Here is a 17,294-nt window from a genome sequence, read left to right as displayed (position 1 = left end):
GACCCTACGCACGCGTTGCCGCCGCGGCCCGCGGGGGAACGAGACGGGCGGCCCGTGCCCCGCCGGAGCGGGACCGGGCCGCCCTCGGTCTCAGGCCTTGCCCTGGCCGGGCGCCGTGCCGGCCACCGGCGCCGTCGTCTCGAACTCCGGGTTCCCCAGGGTGGTCACCCACTCCTGGACCTGCGCCGGGTCCTCCGGGGCGAAGGCGAGGCTGAGCAGGAGCAGCAGCCTGGCCTTCTGCGGGATCAGGTCGTCACCGGCGATGACACCCTCACCGCCGCCGTACACCGAGCCCGAGCCGGTCCGGGTCGTGCTCACGAACGTCACGCCGTCCGCGACGGCCGCCGTGCGTGCGGCCCGCTGGGCGGAGCTGATCCCGCCGGCACCCGTACCCGCGGTGACGATGCCCTCGACCCCGGCCTCGGCGAAGGCGGTGATGGCCTCGCCGCCGGCCTCCTGGTAGCCCCAGACGACCTCGGTGCGCGGGAGGTCGCTCGCCTCGATCGTGCTCAGGTCGAACGGCGTCGCCCAGCGCTCGGGGTTGTCGCACGTCTCGACCCGCGCCGGGGCGCGGCCGACCTTGATGTTGTCGCCGTCGATCCAGCCGAGCACACCGAACTCCCGCGACTGGAAGGTGTCCGCGCGGTACGAGCTGGTCTTGGTGACGTCGCGGGCGGCGTGGAACTCCTCGTTGAGCATGAGGACCGTGCCGTAGCAGTAGGTGGCCTGGCTCGCCGCCAGCTTGATCGCGTTGTAGAGGTTCGCCGGCCCGTCGGTGCCGAAGACCTGCACCTGCTCACCGTTCTCGTCGAGCGCGCCCCACGGACGCATGGCACCGGTGGTGACGACCGGCTTGCGGCTCTGGACGGTGAGGTCGAGCCAGTAGGCGAACTCCTCCATCGTGTCCGTGCCGCTCGTGACGACGACGCCGTCGGAGGTCTCCAGCGCCTCCTCCACCACGGCGGTGAGCTCGTGGAACTGGGCGATCGTGTAGCCGCTGGAGCCGCTGTTGCCGAACTGGATCGTCTCGACGTCGGCCACCTCGCCGATCTCCGGGCTGATCTGCGCCACGAGGTCCTCGATGGCGATCCGGCCGGACCGGTAGCTCGTGAAGCTGCTCCGCGAGTCCGCGATCGCCGAGATCGTGCCGCCGGTCCCGATGACGGTGACCGTGGGCGTCGTGGACCTCGCCGTGCTGACGGCCGTGGTGTAGGCCGCGCTCTGGATCGACGCCGGCTCCACGACTCCCGCCGTCGCGTGGACGGCCGCCGGGACGGCCGCGGGGGGCGCGCCGATCGCCCCGGCCACGACCGCCGCCGTCACACCGGCGGCGAGGACCGGCGCGAGCGCGCGGGTCAGCAAGGTGGTGCGCCGGTCCATCGATGTCTCTGTCACGTCTGTCTCCCGAGGTCGGTGTGGTGCTGGTGAGGAGAGGTGTACAGATCCGGGGATACCGAGGGGTTACTCGCCTATTTCGCTGTGTTGCCCGTCGGTAACCGGTTCGTGACGTCGCAGGTGGGGTGGTCGGGTGACGGGCCCATGAACGTTCGGTCAAGATCCGGCCCCGGAAGGCACGGCGTCCGGACGACGCGCCTACGCTGGGTGCACTCCCGGACGAGCGACGACGGTCGCGCCGCCGGGCACCCCGACGCGACGGAGAGCAGTGAGCACCAGCAAAGAGCGGCACGAGGAGCGCACCGCCCGGATGGCGGCCGTGCGCGCCGAGCACGACCGCCGGGAACGACGACGCCGCGTCATCACGGTGGGCGCGGTCGGGGTGACCGTGCTCGCCCTCGCCGGCGCGACCACCGCGGTCATCCTGGACGCACGGAGCGAGCAGGCCAGGGTGGTCGAGGCCGCCGCGCAGCCGATCCCGGAGGTCGAGGAGACGACCGGGTTGTCAGCCGAGCACGTCGAGGCCACGATCGCGCCGTCGGCCCTGCCCCCGCTCGGCGGCGACCACGCCCCGGTGTGGCAGAACTGCGGCATCTACGACTCCCCCGTCCCCGCGGAGAACGCCGTGCACTCGCTCGAGCACGGCGCCGTCTGGGTGGCCTACCGGCCGGACCTGTCGGCCGACCAGGTCGCCGAGCTCCGGGACCAGGTCGAGGGCGAGGCCTACGCGCTCATGAGCCCCTACCCCGACCTCGCCGCCCCGGTGGTGCTCACCGCCTGGGGGGTGCAGCTCGAGCTCGACGACGCCGAGGACGACCGCATCCCCACCTTCCTCACCAAGTACCTCCAGGGCGAGCAGACCCCCGAGCCCGGCGCCTCCTGCTCCGGCGGCAACGGCACACCGGTCGGCTGAGCGGGCGCAGCTGGCCGGCTCAGCGGGCCGCGGCCCGCTGGTACTGCCGCACGGTCAGCGGCACGAAGATCACCAGCAGGACCGCGCCCCACAGGAACGTGTAGAGCACCGGGTTCTGCAGCGGCCAGGCGTCCGGCGGCGGGGTGCCGGGCACGACGTTGCCGAACAGCTCGCGGGCGGCCTGCGTCACCGACGAGACCGGGTTCCACTCGGCGAAGGTCTGCAGCGCCCCGGGGAGGTTCTCCGACGGGACGAAGGTGTTGGCGAGGAACGTCAGCGGGAAGATCACGACGAAGACCGCGTTGTTGAACACCTCCGGGGTGCGCACGAGCAGCCCGACGTAGGCCATGAGCCAGCTGATGCAGTACGCGAACCAGAGCATGAGCAGGTATCCCAGGGCCGCCTCGGCCACCGACGCGCTGATCCGCCAGCCCACCACGAGCCCGGTCAGGCTCATGATCACCACGGTGAGGACGTTGTTGACGACGTCGGCGTTGGTCCGCCCCACCAGCACCGCCGACGGCGCCATGGGCAGAGACCGGAACCGGTCGATGATGCCGGTCTTGAGGTCCTGCGCCATGCCCGAACCGGTGATCGTGGCACCGAAGATCACCGTCTGGGCGAAGATGCCGGCGATGAGGAACTCTCGGTAGGTGGCGGGGTCGACGTCGGCACCACCGGGGAACGAGATGGACCCGCCGAAGACGTACGCGAACAGCAGCACGAACATGATCGGGGCGATCAGGGAGCCGACGAGGAGGTCGGGAACCCGCTTGATCGTGATGAGGTTGCGCCTGGTGACGGTCCACCCGTCGACGAACGCGTGGGTCAGGCTCGTCATGACCGTCCTCCGGAGGTCGCGTCGGCGGGTCCGGGCGCCGCGGTCGGCGGCGGGTCGCTCGTGGTGGTGGACGAGGGGCCGGCCGCGGCCCTCTCGCTGTGGTGCCCGGTGAGGGTGAGGAAGACGTCGTCGAGCGTGGGCCGGCGCATGCCGACGTCCTGCACCTCGATGCCCGCCTCGTCCAGCGCCCGCACCGCGGCGACGAGGGTCGCGGCGCCGCCGTCGGACGCCGCGGTGAGCGACCGGGTGTGCTCCTCGGTGGCGACCTCACCCACGGCGACGCCCGCCAGGGCCGACCGGGCGGCGGGCAGGTCCGCCTCGTGCGCGACCGTGACCTCGATGCGCTCGCCGCCGACCTGGGCCTTGAGCTCGTCGGAGGTGCCCTCGGCGATGACCCGCCCCTGGTCGATGACGGCGATGCGGTCCGCGAGACGGTCCGCCTCCTCGAGGTACTGGGTGGTGAGCAGCAGGGTCGTGCCACCCGAGACGAGCTCGGCGATGATCTCCCACATGCCCAGGCGGCTGCGCGGGTCCAGCCCGGTCGTCGGCTCGTCGAGGAAGAGGACCTCCGGCGCGGCGACGAGCGCCCCGGCGAGGTCGAGCCGGCGTCGCATGCCGCCGGAGTAGCCCTTGACCGGGCGCTTGGCGGCATCGGTGAGGTCGAAGCGCTCGAGGAGCTCCCACGCCCGCGCGCGCGAGCGACGGATGCCGAGGTGGTAGAGCCGGCCGACCATGTCGAGGTTCTCGAAGCCGGTGAGGTTCTCGTCGACGGCGGCGTACTGGCCCGAGACGCCGATGCGCTCGCGCAGGGCCCGGGCGTCGGACACGACGTCGAGCCCGCCCACGCTCGCCGTGCCGGCGTCGGGCCGCAGGAGGGTGGTCAGGACGCGGACGGCGGTGGTCTTGCCGGCGCCGTTGGGCCCGAGCAGACCCATGACGGTGCCGCGCTCGACCGTGAGGTCCAGCCCGTCGAGCGCCTTGACCTTGCCGTAGTGCTTGACGACGCCCTGAGCGGTGATGATGGACACCGGACCAGTGTGGGGGTGGTCACGGACCTCGGGACAGCGAATTCGCCCGAAGCGTGACGATCCGGGCGCGGAGGCGCCCACCCGTTCGGGGCCTGAGTCGCGGGTGAGAGCCCGCCGGTCACAGCCGCCCGCGCACCGGGGTCCGCTCGACCGGGTCCCCGCCGTCGGGCATGACCATCTCCGCGCGCACCCCGAGGAGGCGGACCTCGCGGTCGTGGTCGAGCCCCTCGGCGAGCTCCAGCGCCGCGGCGACGACGTCGTCGCGCCCCGATGTCGGGGCCGCCAGCTTGTGGCTGCGGGTGCGGGTCTCGAACGGGGCGTAGCGGACCTTGAGCGTGACCCGGGTGACGGCCCGCCCCTCGGCGGCGGCGTCGTCGGCGGCCTGTTCGGCGAGCACGCGCACGGCGGAGGTGACCTCCTCCGGCGTCGTGAGGTTGTGCTGGAACGTCGTCTCGCGGCTGTGGCCGCGGGCGACCCAGGGCGAGTCGTCGACCACCGCGGGCCCGACCCCCCGGCCGAGCTCGGAGTACCACACGCCCATCCGGGGCCCGAACTCGCCGGTGAGCACCTCCACCGGTGCGGCGGCGAGCTGGTCCACGGTGAGGATGCCGAGCGCGGCGAGGCGGCGGGAGACCTTGGACCCCACCCCCCACAGGTCGATGGTGGGCCGCTCACCCATGACCTCGGCCCAGCTCTCGGCGGTCAGCCGGAAGATCCCGGCCGGCTTGCCGAACGTCGTCGCGATCTTCGCGCGGACCTTGTTGTCGCCGATGCCGACCGAGCAGTGCAGACCCGTCGCGTCGAGCACCACCTCCTGGGCGCGCCGGGCCAGGGCCTCGGGGTCGTCGGTCCGGGCGCCGAGGAAGGCCTCGTCCCAGCCGAGGACCTCCACGACGGCGCCGAGCCCGCGCAGGGCGGTCATCACCCGCTCCGAGACCTCCTCGTAGGCGGGCGCGTCCACCGGCAGGACGATCGCGTCGGGAACCTTGCGGACCGCCACCTTGAGTGGCATGCCCGACCCCACGCCGAACGCGCGGGCCTCGTAGGAGGCGGTGGACACGACGGCCCGCTCGGTGGGGTCGCCGCGGCCGCCGACGATGACCGGCAGCCCGGCGAGCTCGGGGCGGCGCAGCACCTCGACCGCGGCGATGAACTGGTCGAGGTCGACGTGCAGCACCCAGGCCTCGTCGCTCATGGGACGAGTCTCGCCGCCGTCGCCGCCGCCCGCTAGGTTGGGAAACAGCTTCCCGTCCGCGCAGCGGTGACGATCCGGGCCTCGAGCAGAACCCGGGACAGGGACGACCGCCCCGCGAGGGCGATGCTCGCCCGGAGGCCCGCCATGGTCGAGACCGTCATCCACGACGCCCACGTGGTCGTCGACGAGGGCTGGGAGATCCCGGGCGGGTGGGTCGCGCTCGACGGCGGGCGCGTGCACGCCGTCGGCGGGCCGGGCGACCCCCAGCCGACGGCGACGCACCGCGTCGACGCCGCCGGCCGGCTCCTCACGCCGGGTCTGGTCAACACCCACCACCACATGTACCAGAACCTCACCCGCGCCTACGCCCCCGCGATCAACGGCTCCCTCTTCCAGTGGCTCACCACGCTCTACCCGCTGTGGGCGCGGCTGGACGAGGAGGCGGTGCACCTGTCCACCTACGTCGGGATCGCCGAGCTGCTCCTCGGCGGGTGCACGACGTCGTCGGACCACCTGTACGTCCACCCGCGACCCAACCTCATCGACGCCCAGGTGGCTGCCGCACGCGAGATCGGCTTCCGGTTCATGGCCACCCGCGGCTCGATGACGCGCTCCGTCGACGACGGCGGGCTGCCGCCGCGCGAGGTCGTCCAGGACGAGGAGACGATCCTCGCCGACAGCGAGCGGCTCGTCGCCCGCTACCACGACCCGTCCCCCGGCTCCCTCACCCGGGTGGCGCTGGCGCCGTGCTCGATGTTCTCGGTCTCCGAGAGCATCATGCGCTCCACCGCCGAGCTCGCCGAGCAGCACGACGTGCGGCTGCACACCCACCTCGCGGAGGACCGCGACGAGGACGTCTACAGCCAGGAGGTCTACGGCTGCCGGCCGGTGGAGTACTTCGAGCGGGTCGGGTGGGCGTCGCCGCGGTCGTGGGTCGCGCACTACGTCTACGGCTCCGAGGCGGAGAACCGGCGCCTGGCCGACGCCGGGGTCTCTGCCACCCAGTGCCCGAGCTCGAACATGATCCTCGCCGGCGACACCGCCGACGCGATGGCGCTGCGCGGGCTCGGCATGGCGGTCGGGCTGGGCTGCGACGGCTCGGCCTCGAACGACGCGGCGTCGATGTGGCTGGAGACCCGCGGCGCGCTGCTGCTGGGCCGGTACCGGCACGGTCCGGGGTCGATGACGGCCCGCGACGCGCTCTCGATGGCCACCCGCGGCGGGGCCCGGAACCTCGGCTGGGACGACGAGATCGGGCACCTGCGTCCGGGCGCCTGCGCCGACGTCGTCGTGTGGGAGTCCTCCCCGCTCACCCTCGCGGGAGCACTGACCGACCCGGTGGAGGCCTGGCTGCGGACGGGGCCGTCGCGGGCCTGGTCCTCCTTCGTCGGCGGCCGGGAGCTGGTGCGGCAGGGCGAGCTGCGCCTGGGCGGGCTCGAGGACGTCCTGCGCCGGCACCGGCAGGTGGCGACCGCGATCCAGGGACTGGGGTAGCCGGCCCGGGCGTGGTTCGGCGGCCGCGCGCCGCTTGACGTCGGCGCGACGCTCGTCCACGCCAGGGCGCCCGGTCCGGTCAGCACCTCCGCGTCGAGGTCGAGGGTTCCGGGGTGAGGTCGAGGTTCCGCGCTGCTGGCTCACCCCGCCCGGTCCTGAGTCACGGGCCGACGTGGCCGGCGGGAGCACCGGACGCGGCGGAGCCCCCGACCCCTCGCCGGGTGGCGGGGGCCGGGGGCTCCGGCTGTCGTGCTGGTGGAGCGGGTGGTGGGTGTCAGACGGTCACCGGCGTGCGGTCCTGCGCCACCACCGGCGCGGCCGGGACGCTCCGCAGCGTGGTCAGCGCCCACCCGACCAGGACCCACAGCACACCCAGACCCATCACCAGGGCCGCGACACCGTAGGAGACCACCGAGGTGAACAGCGACGCCCGCAGGAACGAGGCGTTCATCACCGAGGTCCGCTGCTGCTGCAGCGCCTGGTGCTCCTCCGAGCCCTCCTCGACCTCACGCATCGCCGCACCCAGCTCCGCGTACGTCCGACCCTCGGTCCCGGCCAGGGCGTGCTCGTTGATGATCTGCGCCTGCGCGTACGCCGAGAACGGACCATCGACCTTGTCACCAGGCAGCATCGAGGAGTCCTCCGGCACGGTGATGTTCTCCGCGGCGAGCTGGCTGCTCACGATGCCCCAGGTGACCCCACCAGCGACGATGAACAGGATCCCCGCGATGATCGAGACGATCCCGGCGATCTTGGTAGCGGACTTGCTCATGATTTCTTCTCCAGGGTTTCGGTGCGGCCCACCGCCTGGCGGTCCGCTCATCTGCTGCCTCACCGGCATCGACCGGATCGGAACTTGCTACGTGAACAACGTAGAAGCGACAAACCCGGACATAGCAGGACGGAGGTCCCGTACCGCGCGACCCGTCCTCCCCGCAGGTGTGTCCTCGATCACTCGATCCCCCGCGCTGCCCGTGATCCCTGGGGCAAGGAGCTGACCGCTGGGGCGGCGGACGCCGTTCCGGTTGCCGCCGGGGCCCGCTGCCGTGACCATGAATCCTCACTAGCCAAACTAAGGAGTCTCGTGAACCCCGGACTGCCGACCGAGTCGTACCCGCCTGAGGCCTACGACCTCGTCGCGCACTGGCTCCTGGACCGCCCCGAGCACCTGTCGTCGTTCCGGGCGGACCTCACCCAGGCCCTGCGCGACCACGGCGCGTCCTACTCGGGCGGCCTGACCGGGACAGCCGACCAGATGGTCCTCGTCGCCTCCGAGCTCGCGACCAACGCGATCGTCCACGCCCTGCCGCCCACCCGGGTGCGTCTGCTCGTGGGCGCGGACGAGTTCGTCCTCGACGTCATCGACCACGCACCGGACATGCCGCCGCAGATCGCCCGGAACCGCGAGATCGGTGAGGGCGGGGCCGGTCTGAAGATCGCTCAGCGCATCGCCCTGGAGGTCGCCTGGTACCCCGACGGCACGGCCAAGCACGTCTGGGCGAGGTTCCCCCGCCGGTAGACCGCCGCGACCGGTGACCTGCCGCGCCGGCGGGCGGATACTGGTCCGCATGACGGGTTGCTGCGACCCGCGCGGCTACGACGCGACCTTCACCCCGAGGTTCGCGCACCGGCTGGCGCGGCGGTACCGGCGGCGCGGTCTGGACCGGCTCTCGGCCCGGGTGGTCCAGCGCTGCGTGGACCACGGCATCGAGGGCGCCAGCGTCCTCGAGATCGGCGGCGGGGTGGGGTCGCTGCACCTGGAGCTGCTCCGCCGGGGCGCCGCCACCGCCACCAACCTCGAGCTGGTGGGGACCTACGAGGACGATGCCGCCGAGCTGCTCGCCGAGGCGGGCCTGACCGGCCGCGTGCAGCGCCGGCTGCTCGACCTCGCCACCGACCCGACGGCGGTGGAGCCCGCCGACGTCGTCGTGCTCAACCGCGTCGTCTGCTGCTACCCCGACCTCGCCGGGCTCCTCGGCGCGGCAGCCGGGCGCGCACGGCGGCTCGTCGTCCTGACCTACCCGCGACCCAACGTCCTCACGCGCGCCATCCTGGTCGTGGAGAACGCCGTCGAGGCCCTGTTCGGGCGGACCTACCGGGCGTTCGCGCACCCACCGGAGGAGATCCTCGCCGTCCTGCGCGCGCAGGGCCTCGAGCCGGCGCCGGACCGGCGCGGCGGTCTCTGGTGCCTGGTCAGCGCGACCCGGGCGCCGGTGACGGGCGCCGCCGCGGCATGACCTGAGCTCGGGCCGGCCCTCCGCCGCCTGACCGTCTCACAGCTCCAGCCGCACCGCCGTCTCCAGCGCCGCCTCGATGCTCGCGGCCCAGCCGTCCTTGAGGCGCGTGTTCTTCTCGTCGTAGACGCTGGTGCCGTCGACGAGGTTCGACGAGCACGCGCAGATCATCCCCGCGCGCATCCCGCGCAGCCGTGCGACGACGAACAGCGCAGCGCTCTCCATCTCCACGTTGAGGACGCCCTGGCGGTGGAGCTCGGCGATCCACTCCGGGCCCTCGGCGTAGAAGGCGTCGTCGCTGGCGTTGATGCCGGTGTGGACGGCGAACCCGCCCCGCGTCCGCGCGAGGCGCCGGGCGGCGGCGGCGAGCTCGGTGGTGATGGCGAGGTCCGGCACCGCGGGGTAGCCGGGGTGGACGTAGGCCTGGGTGGTGCCGTCGTTGCGGAGGGTGCCCTCGCTGACGAGCAGGTCCCCGGGCTCGACGCCGGGCTGGAGCCCCGCTGAGCTGCCCACCCGGATCACCGAGGTCACACCGACCCGGGCGAGCTCCTCGACGGCGATCGCGGTGGACGGGCAGCCCATCCCGGTGGAGGTGGCCGTGATGCGGCGGCCCTTGTAGTAACCGGTCATCGTGCGGTGCTCGCGGCGGTGGGCGACCTCCCGCACGTCGGTGAGGAACTCGGCGACGAGCGGCACCCGGAAGGGGTCGCCGGGCAGCAGGGCGACGGTGCCGACCTCGCCCGGCGCGACGCCGATGTGGTACTGCCGCACGCCGGTGCCGACGGCGGACTTGTCGACAGCCGACCTCTCGCCGGCCGACCTCTCGACGGCGGACTGGTCGACGGCTGTCTTGTGGACTGTGGTCTGGTCGGTGGACATGGTGGCGCCTCTCGGTTCGGGTCCTGCGCGAGGGTGGGGCGCAGGGCTGTGGGAGCGGTGTCGGTGAGGTGTTCGTGTGAGCGCGCCGGTGGCGGTCAGACCCCCGACGAGCCGGGCAGGCCAGCGCCCGTCAGGACGAGCCGCTCGAGCAGGGAGACCAGTCCGTAGAGCAGCACGGTGGCGAGGGTGACCAGGACGACGAGGCTCCACACCTGGGCCATCTGCGCCTGCCCGATGGCGTAGACGATGCCGTGCCCGACGCCCGCCCCGGTGGCGAGCCACTCGACGATGACGGCGCCGGTGACGGCACCGGGGACCGAGATCTTCACCGCCGCGAGGAAGGAGGGCAGCGACGCCGGGAGAGCCACCTTGCGCAGCGCCGCCAGGCGGCCCCCGCCGTAGACGGCCACGACGTCGAGCATCGGCGGCGAGGCCGAGCGCAGCCCGAACACCATGTTCACCAGGGCGGGGAAGAGGACGACGATCCCGCCCATGACGGCGACCGTGGCCGCGTCCCGCCCGAAGATCAGCACGATGATGGGTGCCATCGCGATGAGCGGCACGGTGCGCAGCAGCATCGCGAGCGGCATGAGCGCCTGCTCGACGGCGGTGAAGAGGGTGAACATCAGCGCCAGGACGCTCGCGGCGGCGAGTCCGGCGACGAACCCGATCGCCGCGTCCGCCAGGGTGCGGCCCACCAGGGCTGTCGCGGCCGCGCGGTTCTCGGCGGCGCCGTCGTCCGTGACGAGGTACCCCCAGACGTCGAGCGGGCCCTTGCCGATGAACGGTGAGACGTCGAGGAGGCGCAGCGTCGCCTCCCACAGAATGACGACGACGAGCAGCGAGGCCGCCCCCTGGGCCAACCCGCGAGCGGTGGCACGCAACAGGGCCCTGTTCACGAGGACCTCCCGTCCCGGGTCCAGGGGGTGAGCAGGTGGCCGAGCCGGCCGACGACGACGTACCCGACGCCGGCGACGAGCCCGGAGACCAGGGCGACCCCCCACAGGCGCGCGACCTCGAGGCTCTGCTGGGCGTTGACCATCACCGGGCCGAGACCGCGGTCCACCTGACCGACGTACTCGCCGATGATCGCCCCGAGGAACGCGGCGGGGACGGCGATCCTCAGCGCGGTCATGATGCTCGGCAGCGCGGCGACCACCTGGACCTTGACCAGCCGGTGCCAGCGGGTGCCGCCGTAAACGGTGACGAGGTCGAGACTGGCCCGGTCGGCCGCCCGCATCCCGGCCAGCGCCCCGGTGAGGGTGGTGAAGAAGACCGACATCGCGGCAAGAAAGACGGCCGTCCCCGACGGCTCGCCCGTGGCCGGCGCGCCGACGACGAGGGCGACAACCGGGCCGATCGCCACCGTGGGGACGGAGTAGCTGACCACGGCCACCTGGGTGATGACGCCCTCGGCTCGTGGCGCCAGGAGCACGAGGGCCGCGAGGAGCAGGGCGATCCCGTTGCCCCAGAGGTACCCCTGCCCGGCCTCGGCGAGGGTGAGGGAGAGGTTGCGCCAGTGGAAGGCGGCGCCGTCCTCGACGAGCTTCGCCGCGATCTGCCCGGGGGTCGGGAACGTGCCGGTCTCCCCGCCGGGGGCGCGCCCGACGGGGGCCAGGACGGTCGCCGTCGCCAGCCACCACAGGCCCACGAAGGCGACGACGGCCATGCCGCCGCTCGCGCGGCCGGCACCGGCCGACCCCCCGCGGATGACGCCCATGCTCACTCCCCCGGCCCGGCGGCGCCGAAGAGCAGCTCGGACGCGCGGTCGTGCAGGGCGTGGAACTCCGGGCTGCGCATGATCTCCGGCGTGCGCGGCCGGGGCAGGTCGACGTCGATGACCTCCTGCACCCGCCCCGGCCGGGCGCTCATCACCGCGACGTGGTCCGAGAGGAAGATCGCCTCGGAGATGCCGTGGGTGACCATGAGCGTCGTCGTCGGCTTCTGGGTCCAGATGCGCAGCAGCTCGACGTTCAGGCGCTGCCGGGTCATGTCGTCCAGGGCGCCGAAGGGCTCGTCGAGGAGGAGGACCGAGGGCCGCACGACGAGCGAGCGGGCGATCGAGACCCGCTGGCGCATGCCGCCCGAGAGGTGCGCCGGGCGGGCCTTCTCGAAGCCCGTGAGCGCGACCAGGTCGATGAGCTCGGCGATGTACGCCTCGTCCACCGGCAGGCCGGCGACCTCCAGCGGCAGGCGGATGTTGGCAGCCACCGAGCGCCAGGGCAGGAGCGCCGAGTCCTGGAACGCGATGCCCAGCTCGCGCCCGGCGCGCAGCTCGGCAGGGGTCTTCCCGTCGATCGTGGCCGTGCCCGACGTCGCCGTCTCCAGGCCCGCGAGGATCCGCAGGATCGTGGACTTCCCGCAGCCCGACGGGCCGAGGAGGGAGAGGAAGGCGCCACGCTCGGAGGAGAGGTTGACGTCCGCCAGGGCGGTGACACTCCGGCGGCCGAGGGTGAAGGTCTTGCCCAGCCCGGCGATGTCGATGCCACTGGCCGCGCGGGTGGTCGGCTCACTCAAGGAGCTCGGGGTGCTCGTCATAGACTTCCTCCAGCAGCGACAGGTCGAACAGCTCCTCCGCCGTGATGTCGAACCCGGCGACGGCGAGGGTCTCGATGTTGGCCTCGACCAGCTCGTCGGAGATGGTGAGCAGCCCGTTGGCGTCGGTCTCCTCGGTGCTGATGAGGTCGACCTGCTCCTCCGCCTGGCGGACCTCCTTGTCCATCTCCAGCTCGAGGTCGGCGCCGTACTCCTCCACCGCGAGCCGGGCGGACTCCTCCGGGTCCTCGATCGCGTCGCGCCAGCCGAGGATCTCGGCGTGGAGGAAGGCCTTGAGGGCCTCGCGCTCGTTCTCGATGGAGTCCTCGGTGACGATGAAGCTCTCCGTCATGAAGGGCAGGCCGTTGTCGGCCAGGGGCAGGTTGACGGTGTCGAACCCGGCGAGCTCGACGGTGATCGCCTCGTTGGTGAGGAAGGCGAAGAAGCCGTCGACGTTGCCGTTGGTCAGCTCGGAGGGGTCGTAGCCGACCGGCACGATGTCGACGTCGGCCGGGTCGATCCCGTTGACCTCGAGCAGGGCCGCGAAGAGGGTGTCGTTGCCGCCGGTCTGGACGCCAATCGTCTTGCCGACGAGGTCCTCGGGCGTCTCGATGGCGTTCCCCGCCAGGGACAGGATGGTGAAGGGGTTCTTCTGGTACGTCGTGCCGATGATGCGCAGGCCGGCGTCCTGCTCGATGTTGACCGGCGCGGCGGCGACCGGCGAGGACAGGCCCACCAGCGCCTCGCCCGAGGCGACGATCGTCTCGGTCGCGGCCGGGCCCGGGGTGAGGGTGACCTCGCCAAAGCCGGCGTCGGCGAAGTAGCCGTTCTCGATGGCGAAGTACTCCCCGGCGAACTCGGCGTTCTTCACCCAGGAGAGCTGGACGGTGAGGTCGCCCAGGTCGGGCGTCCCGCTCGCCTCCCCCTCGGCGGGCTCGGCGGCGCCGGAGGAGCACGCGGCGAGCAGGGCCAGGCTGGTGAGGATCGCGGCGGGGCCGGCGAGGCGGCGGGATGAGCGGGTCATCGGGGTCTCCGGAGGTCAGATGGGTCAGGAGCTGCGGGACCACGCAGGGGCCGGTCCCGCGGCACCCTCCCGACGCTAGGGACCGCGCGTTTCGGCGGGGTTTCCTCCGGTTTCACGTTCTTTTCCGGTTGGCGTCGAAATGGGTGGCGCCGGGCTGAACGGGTGTTTACAATCATCAACGTGCGTTCACCCCATGGCTCGCGCAGGCCCGACCCGGACGCTGATCTCCACGCCCGGGCACGGATCCGCAACGCCGCGATCCACCGGTTCGGCGCGGAGGGGTTCGGCGTGGGGCTGCGGGCCATCGCCGAGGACGCCGGGGTGAGCCCGGCGCTGATCATCCGGCACTACGGCTCCAAGGCCGGCCTGCGCGAGGCCTGCGACGAGCACGTGCTCGCCCTCATCCGCGAGACCAAGACCGAGTCCCTGGCGACGGCGGACCCGCGCGCCGTCCTGGACAACCTCGCCCGGCTCGACGAGTACGGCTCGATCGCGATGTACGTGGTCGCGAGCCTCACCGCCGGCGGCGCGCTCGCCACCCACCTGTTCGAGCAGATGGTCGCCGATGCGACCGCCTACCTCGAGGAGGGCGTCGCGGCCGGGGTCATCCGCCCCAGCCGCGACCCGGAGGCCCGCGCCCGCCAGCTCACCCTCGGCGGGCTCGGCGGGCTGCTGCTGCAGCTGCGGCTGGACGAGGCGCAGGGCCGCCGGCCCGACGTCGCGACCTTCATGCGCGAGCTCGAGCGCACCACCATGCTGCCGACCCTGGAGCTCTACACCTACGGCCTGTTCACGACCTCGTCGATCTACGACGCGGTCCTCGCGGCGGAGGGGGTCGACGGCGGCGCCGCGGGGGGTGTCGACGCCGCCGCCGCGCACGCCGGGGACGACTCCGGGCACCATGCCGCGCCGCACGACGTCGCCCCCGACCCGCCGTCGCCCCCGCAGCCCTGACACCTCGCGATCACGACACCGGCACGGCCGGCACCCAGCCAGCACCACCCCGGCGGCGACGCAGCCGCCCTCTCAGGAGACCGACATGGACGACGTCATCCGCATCGACAGCCTCGTCAAGACCTTCGGCACCACCCGCGCGCTCGACGGTCTCGACCTCACCATCCGCCGCGGCGAGGTCCACGGCTTCCTCGGCCCCAACGGCGCCGGGAAGACCACGACCATCCGCATCCTCCTCGGCCTGCTCCGCCCCGACGCCGGCACCGCCGAGCTCCTCGGCGCCGACCCGGTCCGCGACGCCGTCGCGCTGCACCGGCGCCTCGCCTACGTGCCCGGCGACGTCGAGCTGTGGCCCAACCTCACCGGCGGGGAGGCGATCGACGTCGTCACGCGCCTGCGCGGCGGCGCCGACCGGGCCCGCGTCGCCGAGCTCGCCACCCGCTTCGACCTGGACCTGACCAAGAAGGGCCGCACCTACTCCAAGGGCAACCGGCAGAAGGTCGCCCTCGTCGCCGCCCTTGCGGCCGACGTCGAGATGCTCCTCCTCGATGAACCGACGGCGGGCCTGGACCCGCTCATGGAGGCCGTCTTCCAGGAGGAGATCGCCCGCGCGAAGGAGCGCGGCGCCACCGTGCTGCTCTCCAGCCACATCCTCGCCCAGGTCGAGGTGCTGGCCGACCGCGTCTCGATCGTGCGGCAGGGCCGCGTGGTCGAGAGCGGCACCCTGGCGGAGCTGCGGCACCTGACCCGCACCACCGTCACGGCCACCACCGCCCGGCCGGCCGACACCCTCGCGGCCCTGCCCGGCGTGCACGACCTGCGCCCGGTCGACGGCGCCGCCCGGTTCGAGGTCGACGGCGAACGCGTGCCCGAGGTCATGCGCGCCCTGGCCGAGCTCGGCGTGCGCCAGATCGTCGCCCACCCGCCCACGCTGGAGCAGCTGCTGCTGCGCCACTACGGCAACGGCGCCACCGACGCCGCCGCTGCCCCGGCGCCCACGGACCGGCGGGGCGGTACCGACGGGCGGAGCGGGCGCCGCCCGGGCCGCCGCCACGACCGCCGGTCGGTCGACGACGCCGACGCGGTCGCCGCGACGGGCGATGCCCGGTGACCGCCGCCGTCGCCACCCCCGTGGCCCCGGAGGCTCCCGCCCGCGACGCCGCCCGCGGCGCGCTCGCCGGGACCGGTGCGCTCGTGCGTCTGATGTTGCGGCGCGACCGGGTCCGGCTCCCCCTGTGGGTGGGCGGGATCGCCCTGTTCGTGCCGTACTTCTTCACCGCGTTCGGCGCGCTGTTCCCCACGACGGCGGACCTGCAGCAGGCGGCGTCGTTCACGCAGGGCCCGGTCATCTCCCTCCTCGGCGGGCCCGGCTACGGTCTGGGCGAGGACATCACCTACCAGAGCTTCTTCGCCGCGGTGTACTGGCTGTACTTCCTCCTCGCCGCCGCGCTGATGAACATCCTGCTCGTCTCCCGGCACACCCGGGTCGAGGAGCAGACCGGGCGGTCCGAGCTCGTCCGGGCCAACGTCGTCGGCGCGCACGCCCCGCTCACCGCGGCGCTGGTCGTGGCGGTCCTCGCCAACGCCGCCCTCGCCGTCGTCCTCACCGCGGCGCTCGGGGGCTTCGACGCCCCGCTCGGCGGCGCCGCACTGGTCGGGGCCGGGACCGCGGCCGTGGGCCTGGTCTTCGCCGGCGTCACCGCGGTGACGGTCCAGCTGACCGAGTACTCCCGGGCCGCCTCGAGCATGGCGGGCGCCGTGCTGGGCGCCGGGTTCGTCCTGCGCGCCATCGGGGACTCCCTCGGCGAGCACGGCACCGCCCTGTCCTGGCTCTCGCCGTTCGCCTGGTCGCAGCAGACCCGCCCGTTCGTGGACGGGCGGTGGTGGCCGCTGGGGATCTCCCTCGTCGTCGCCGCCGGGGCGGCGGCGCTCGGGTACGCGCTGTCGCTGCGCCGCGACGTCGGGGCGGGCCTCCGCCCGGCCCGGCGCGGACGGGCCGAGGCCGCCGACTGGCTGCACGGACCCACCACGCTGTCCTGGCGGCTCCAGCGCTCGGGCGTGCGCGGCTGGGCGATCGGCCTGACGATCGCCGGCCTCGTCTACGGCGGGGTGGCCGACACGCTCGTCGAGAACTTCGTCGACGTCACCCCCGAGCTCACGGCGGTGCTCGGCAACGCCGAGGACAGCGTCGCCGGGTACCTCGCGCTCATGGTCTCGATGATGTCGGTGGCCACGGCCGTGTTCGCGGTCCTCGCCGTGCAGCGGGCCCGGTCCGAGGAGCTCGAGGGCCGGGCCGAGCCGGTGCTGGCCACGGCGACCAGCCGGACGTCCTGGCTCGGCGGGCACGTCGCCGTCGTGGCGCTCGCCTCGGTGTTCCTGGTCGTCCTGTCCAGCACCGCCGTCGGGCTCGGGGCGGCGGCCTCCACCGGCCAGTGGCACCACCTGGGCGATCTCGCCCTCGCCGGGCTCGTCAGCGCGCCCGCGGTGCTGCTGGTCCTCGGCGTCGCCACGCTGCTCTACGGCATCGCCCCGCGGGCCCTCACCCTGGCGTGGGTCGTGGTCGTCGTCGGCTTCGTCATGGAGTTCTTCGGGCCGTTGCTCGACCCGCCGGGCTGGCTGACGGCGCTCTCGCCCTGGGACCACGTGCCGGCGCTGCCGGTCGAGGACCTCACGCTCGGCCCAGTCCTGGTGCTGGCCGCGCTGGCAGCCGGTGGGGTGGCAGCTGGGCTGGCGGCGTTCCACCGGCGGGACGTGGTGACCACGTAGGTCGCGTCACGCACGAGCCGAAGAGAACGTCAGGCC

The 17,294-nt window shown here is 73.3% G+C and carries 17 protein-coding genes; 7 read left to right on the top strand and 10 right to left on the bottom strand.

Features of this window, described 5'->3' with window-relative positions:
* Positions 1–90 precede the first annotated feature (90 nt).
* The gene (locus AAEM63_RS01170) at positions 91–1,395 is read right to left on the bottom strand and encodes an asparaginase (protein ID WP_341359910.1); all 1,305 of its coding nucleotides are present in this window, start codon (positions 1,393–1,395) and stop codon (positions 91–93) included.
* A 268-nt stretch (positions 1,396–1,663) separates the two neighbouring features.
* On the opposite strand from AAEM63_RS01170, the gene AAEM63_RS01165 reads away from it, so the two are divergent.
* Positions 1,664–2,308, top strand: coding sequence for a DUF3105 domain-containing protein (locus AAEM63_RS01165; protein ID WP_341359909.1), 645 nt, complete (start codon positions 1,664–1,666; stop codon positions 2,306–2,308).
* A 19-nt stretch (positions 2,309–2,327) separates the two neighbouring features.
* Here AAEM63_RS01165 and AAEM63_RS01160 read toward each other — a convergent pair whose 3' ends face one another.
* From AAEM63_RS01160 to AAEM63_RS01150, 3 genes are all read right to left on the bottom strand, one after another.
* Complete coding sequence (locus AAEM63_RS01160; protein WP_341359908.1) at positions 2,328–3,149, bottom strand: ABC transporter permease; 822 nt, start codon at positions 3,147–3,149, stop codon at positions 2,328–2,330.
* Positions 3,146–4,177: an ATP-binding cassette domain-containing protein gene (locus AAEM63_RS01155; protein ID WP_341359907.1), complete on the bottom strand. Its 1,032-nt coding sequence runs from the start codon at positions 4,175–4,177 to the stop codon at positions 3,146–3,148. The genes AAEM63_RS01160 and AAEM63_RS01155 overlap by 4 nt, the downstream gene beginning before the upstream one ends.
* Before the next feature lie 118 nt (positions 4,178–4,295).
* Positions 4,296–5,372 carry a DNA polymerase IV gene (locus tag AAEM63_RS01150; RefSeq protein WP_341359906.1) on the bottom strand — a complete coding sequence of 359 codons (1,077 nt, stop codon included), beginning with the start codon at positions 5,370–5,372 and terminating at the stop codon, positions 4,296–4,298.
* A 144-nt stretch (positions 5,373–5,516) separates the two neighbouring features.
* On the opposite strand from AAEM63_RS01150, the gene AAEM63_RS01145 reads away from it, so the two are divergent.
* A complete protein-coding gene (locus AAEM63_RS01145; protein ID WP_341359905.1) occupies positions 5,517–6,866 on the top strand; it encodes an 8-oxoguanine deaminase in 1,350 nt (449 codons plus the stop codon).
* A 274-nt stretch (positions 6,867–7,140) separates the two neighbouring features.
* On the opposite strand, the gene AAEM63_RS01140 is transcribed toward AAEM63_RS01145, so the two are convergent.
* Positions 7,141–7,638, bottom strand: a complete 498-nt coding sequence (locus AAEM63_RS01140; protein WP_341359904.1) for an aromatic ring-opening dioxygenase LigA — start codon at positions 7,636–7,638, stop codon at positions 7,141–7,143.
* Between the two features lie 312 nt (positions 7,639–7,950).
* Between AAEM63_RS01140 and AAEM63_RS01135 the strand changes: the two genes are divergently transcribed.
* The gene (locus AAEM63_RS01135; protein WP_341359903.1) at positions 7,951–8,385 is read left to right on the top strand and encodes an ATP-binding protein; all 435 of its coding nucleotides are present in this window, start codon (positions 7,951–7,953) and stop codon (positions 8,383–8,385) included.
* A gap of 49 nt (positions 8,386–8,434) precedes the next feature.
* Entirely contained in the window at positions 8,435–9,103 is a 669-nt protein-coding gene (locus tag AAEM63_RS01130; protein ID WP_341359902.1) for a methyltransferase domain-containing protein, read from the top strand.
* A gap of 36 nt (positions 9,104–9,139) precedes the next feature.
* On the opposite strand, the gene AAEM63_RS01125 is transcribed toward AAEM63_RS01130, so the two are convergent.
* From AAEM63_RS01125 to AAEM63_RS01105, 5 genes are all read right to left on the bottom strand, one after another.
* Positions 9,140–9,979 carry a nucleoside phosphorylase gene (locus AAEM63_RS01125; RefSeq protein WP_341359901.1) on the bottom strand — a complete coding sequence of 280 codons (840 nt, stop codon included), beginning with the start codon at positions 9,977–9,979 and terminating at the stop codon, positions 9,140–9,142.
* Positions 9,980–10,074: 95 nt separating this feature from the next.
* The gene (locus tag AAEM63_RS01120; protein ID WP_341359900.1) at positions 10,075–10,878 is read right to left on the bottom strand and encodes an ABC transporter permease subunit; all 804 of its coding nucleotides are present in this window, start codon (positions 10,876–10,878) and stop codon (positions 10,075–10,077) included.
* Positions 10,875–11,699, bottom strand: coding sequence for an ABC transporter permease subunit (locus tag AAEM63_RS01115; protein WP_341359899.1), 825 nt, complete (start codon positions 11,697–11,699; stop codon positions 10,875–10,877). Before AAEM63_RS01115 ends, AAEM63_RS01120 begins: the two co-directional genes overlap by 4 nt.
* 2 nt (positions 11,700–11,701) lie before the next feature.
* Positions 11,702–12,517 (bottom strand): ABC transporter ATP-binding protein, encoded by an 816-nt coding sequence (locus tag AAEM63_RS01110; RefSeq protein ID WP_341359898.1) that lies wholly within the window; start codon positions 12,515–12,517, stop codon positions 11,702–11,704.
* A complete protein-coding gene (locus tag AAEM63_RS01105; RefSeq protein ID WP_341359897.1) occupies positions 12,489–13,538 on the bottom strand; it encodes an ABC transporter substrate-binding protein in 1,050 nt (349 codons plus the stop codon). The genes AAEM63_RS01110 and AAEM63_RS01105 overlap by 29 nt, the downstream gene beginning before the upstream one ends.
* 180 nt (positions 13,539–13,718) lie before the next feature.
* On the opposite strand from AAEM63_RS01105, the gene AAEM63_RS01100 reads away from it, so the two are divergent.
* The 3 genes from AAEM63_RS01100 (at position 13,719) to AAEM63_RS01090 (ending at position 17,258) form a co-directional block, all read left to right on the top strand.
* A complete protein-coding gene (locus tag AAEM63_RS01100) occupies positions 13,719–14,492 on the top strand; it encodes a TetR family transcriptional regulator (RefSeq protein ID WP_341359896.1) in 774 nt (257 codons plus the stop codon).
* Positions 14,493–14,577: 85 nt separating this feature from the next.
* Positions 14,578–15,603, top strand: a complete 1,026-nt coding sequence (locus AAEM63_RS01095; RefSeq protein ID WP_341359895.1) for an ABC transporter ATP-binding protein — start codon at positions 14,578–14,580, stop codon at positions 15,601–15,603.
* A complete protein-coding gene (locus AAEM63_RS01090) occupies positions 15,600–17,258 on the top strand; it encodes an ABC transporter permease (protein WP_341359894.1) in 1,659 nt (552 codons plus the stop codon). Before AAEM63_RS01095 ends, AAEM63_RS01090 begins: the two co-directional genes overlap by 4 nt.
* The last annotated feature ends 36 nt before the right edge of the window (positions 17,259–17,294 follow it).

The sequence above is a fragment of the Georgenia sp. M64 genome, assembly GCF_038049925.1.
GTDB lineage: Bacteria > Actinomycetota > Actinomycetes > Actinomycetales > Actinomycetaceae > Georgenia.
Note: the sequence above shows the minus strand (reverse complement) of the source record. Positions and strands in the feature narration are given on the sequence as shown.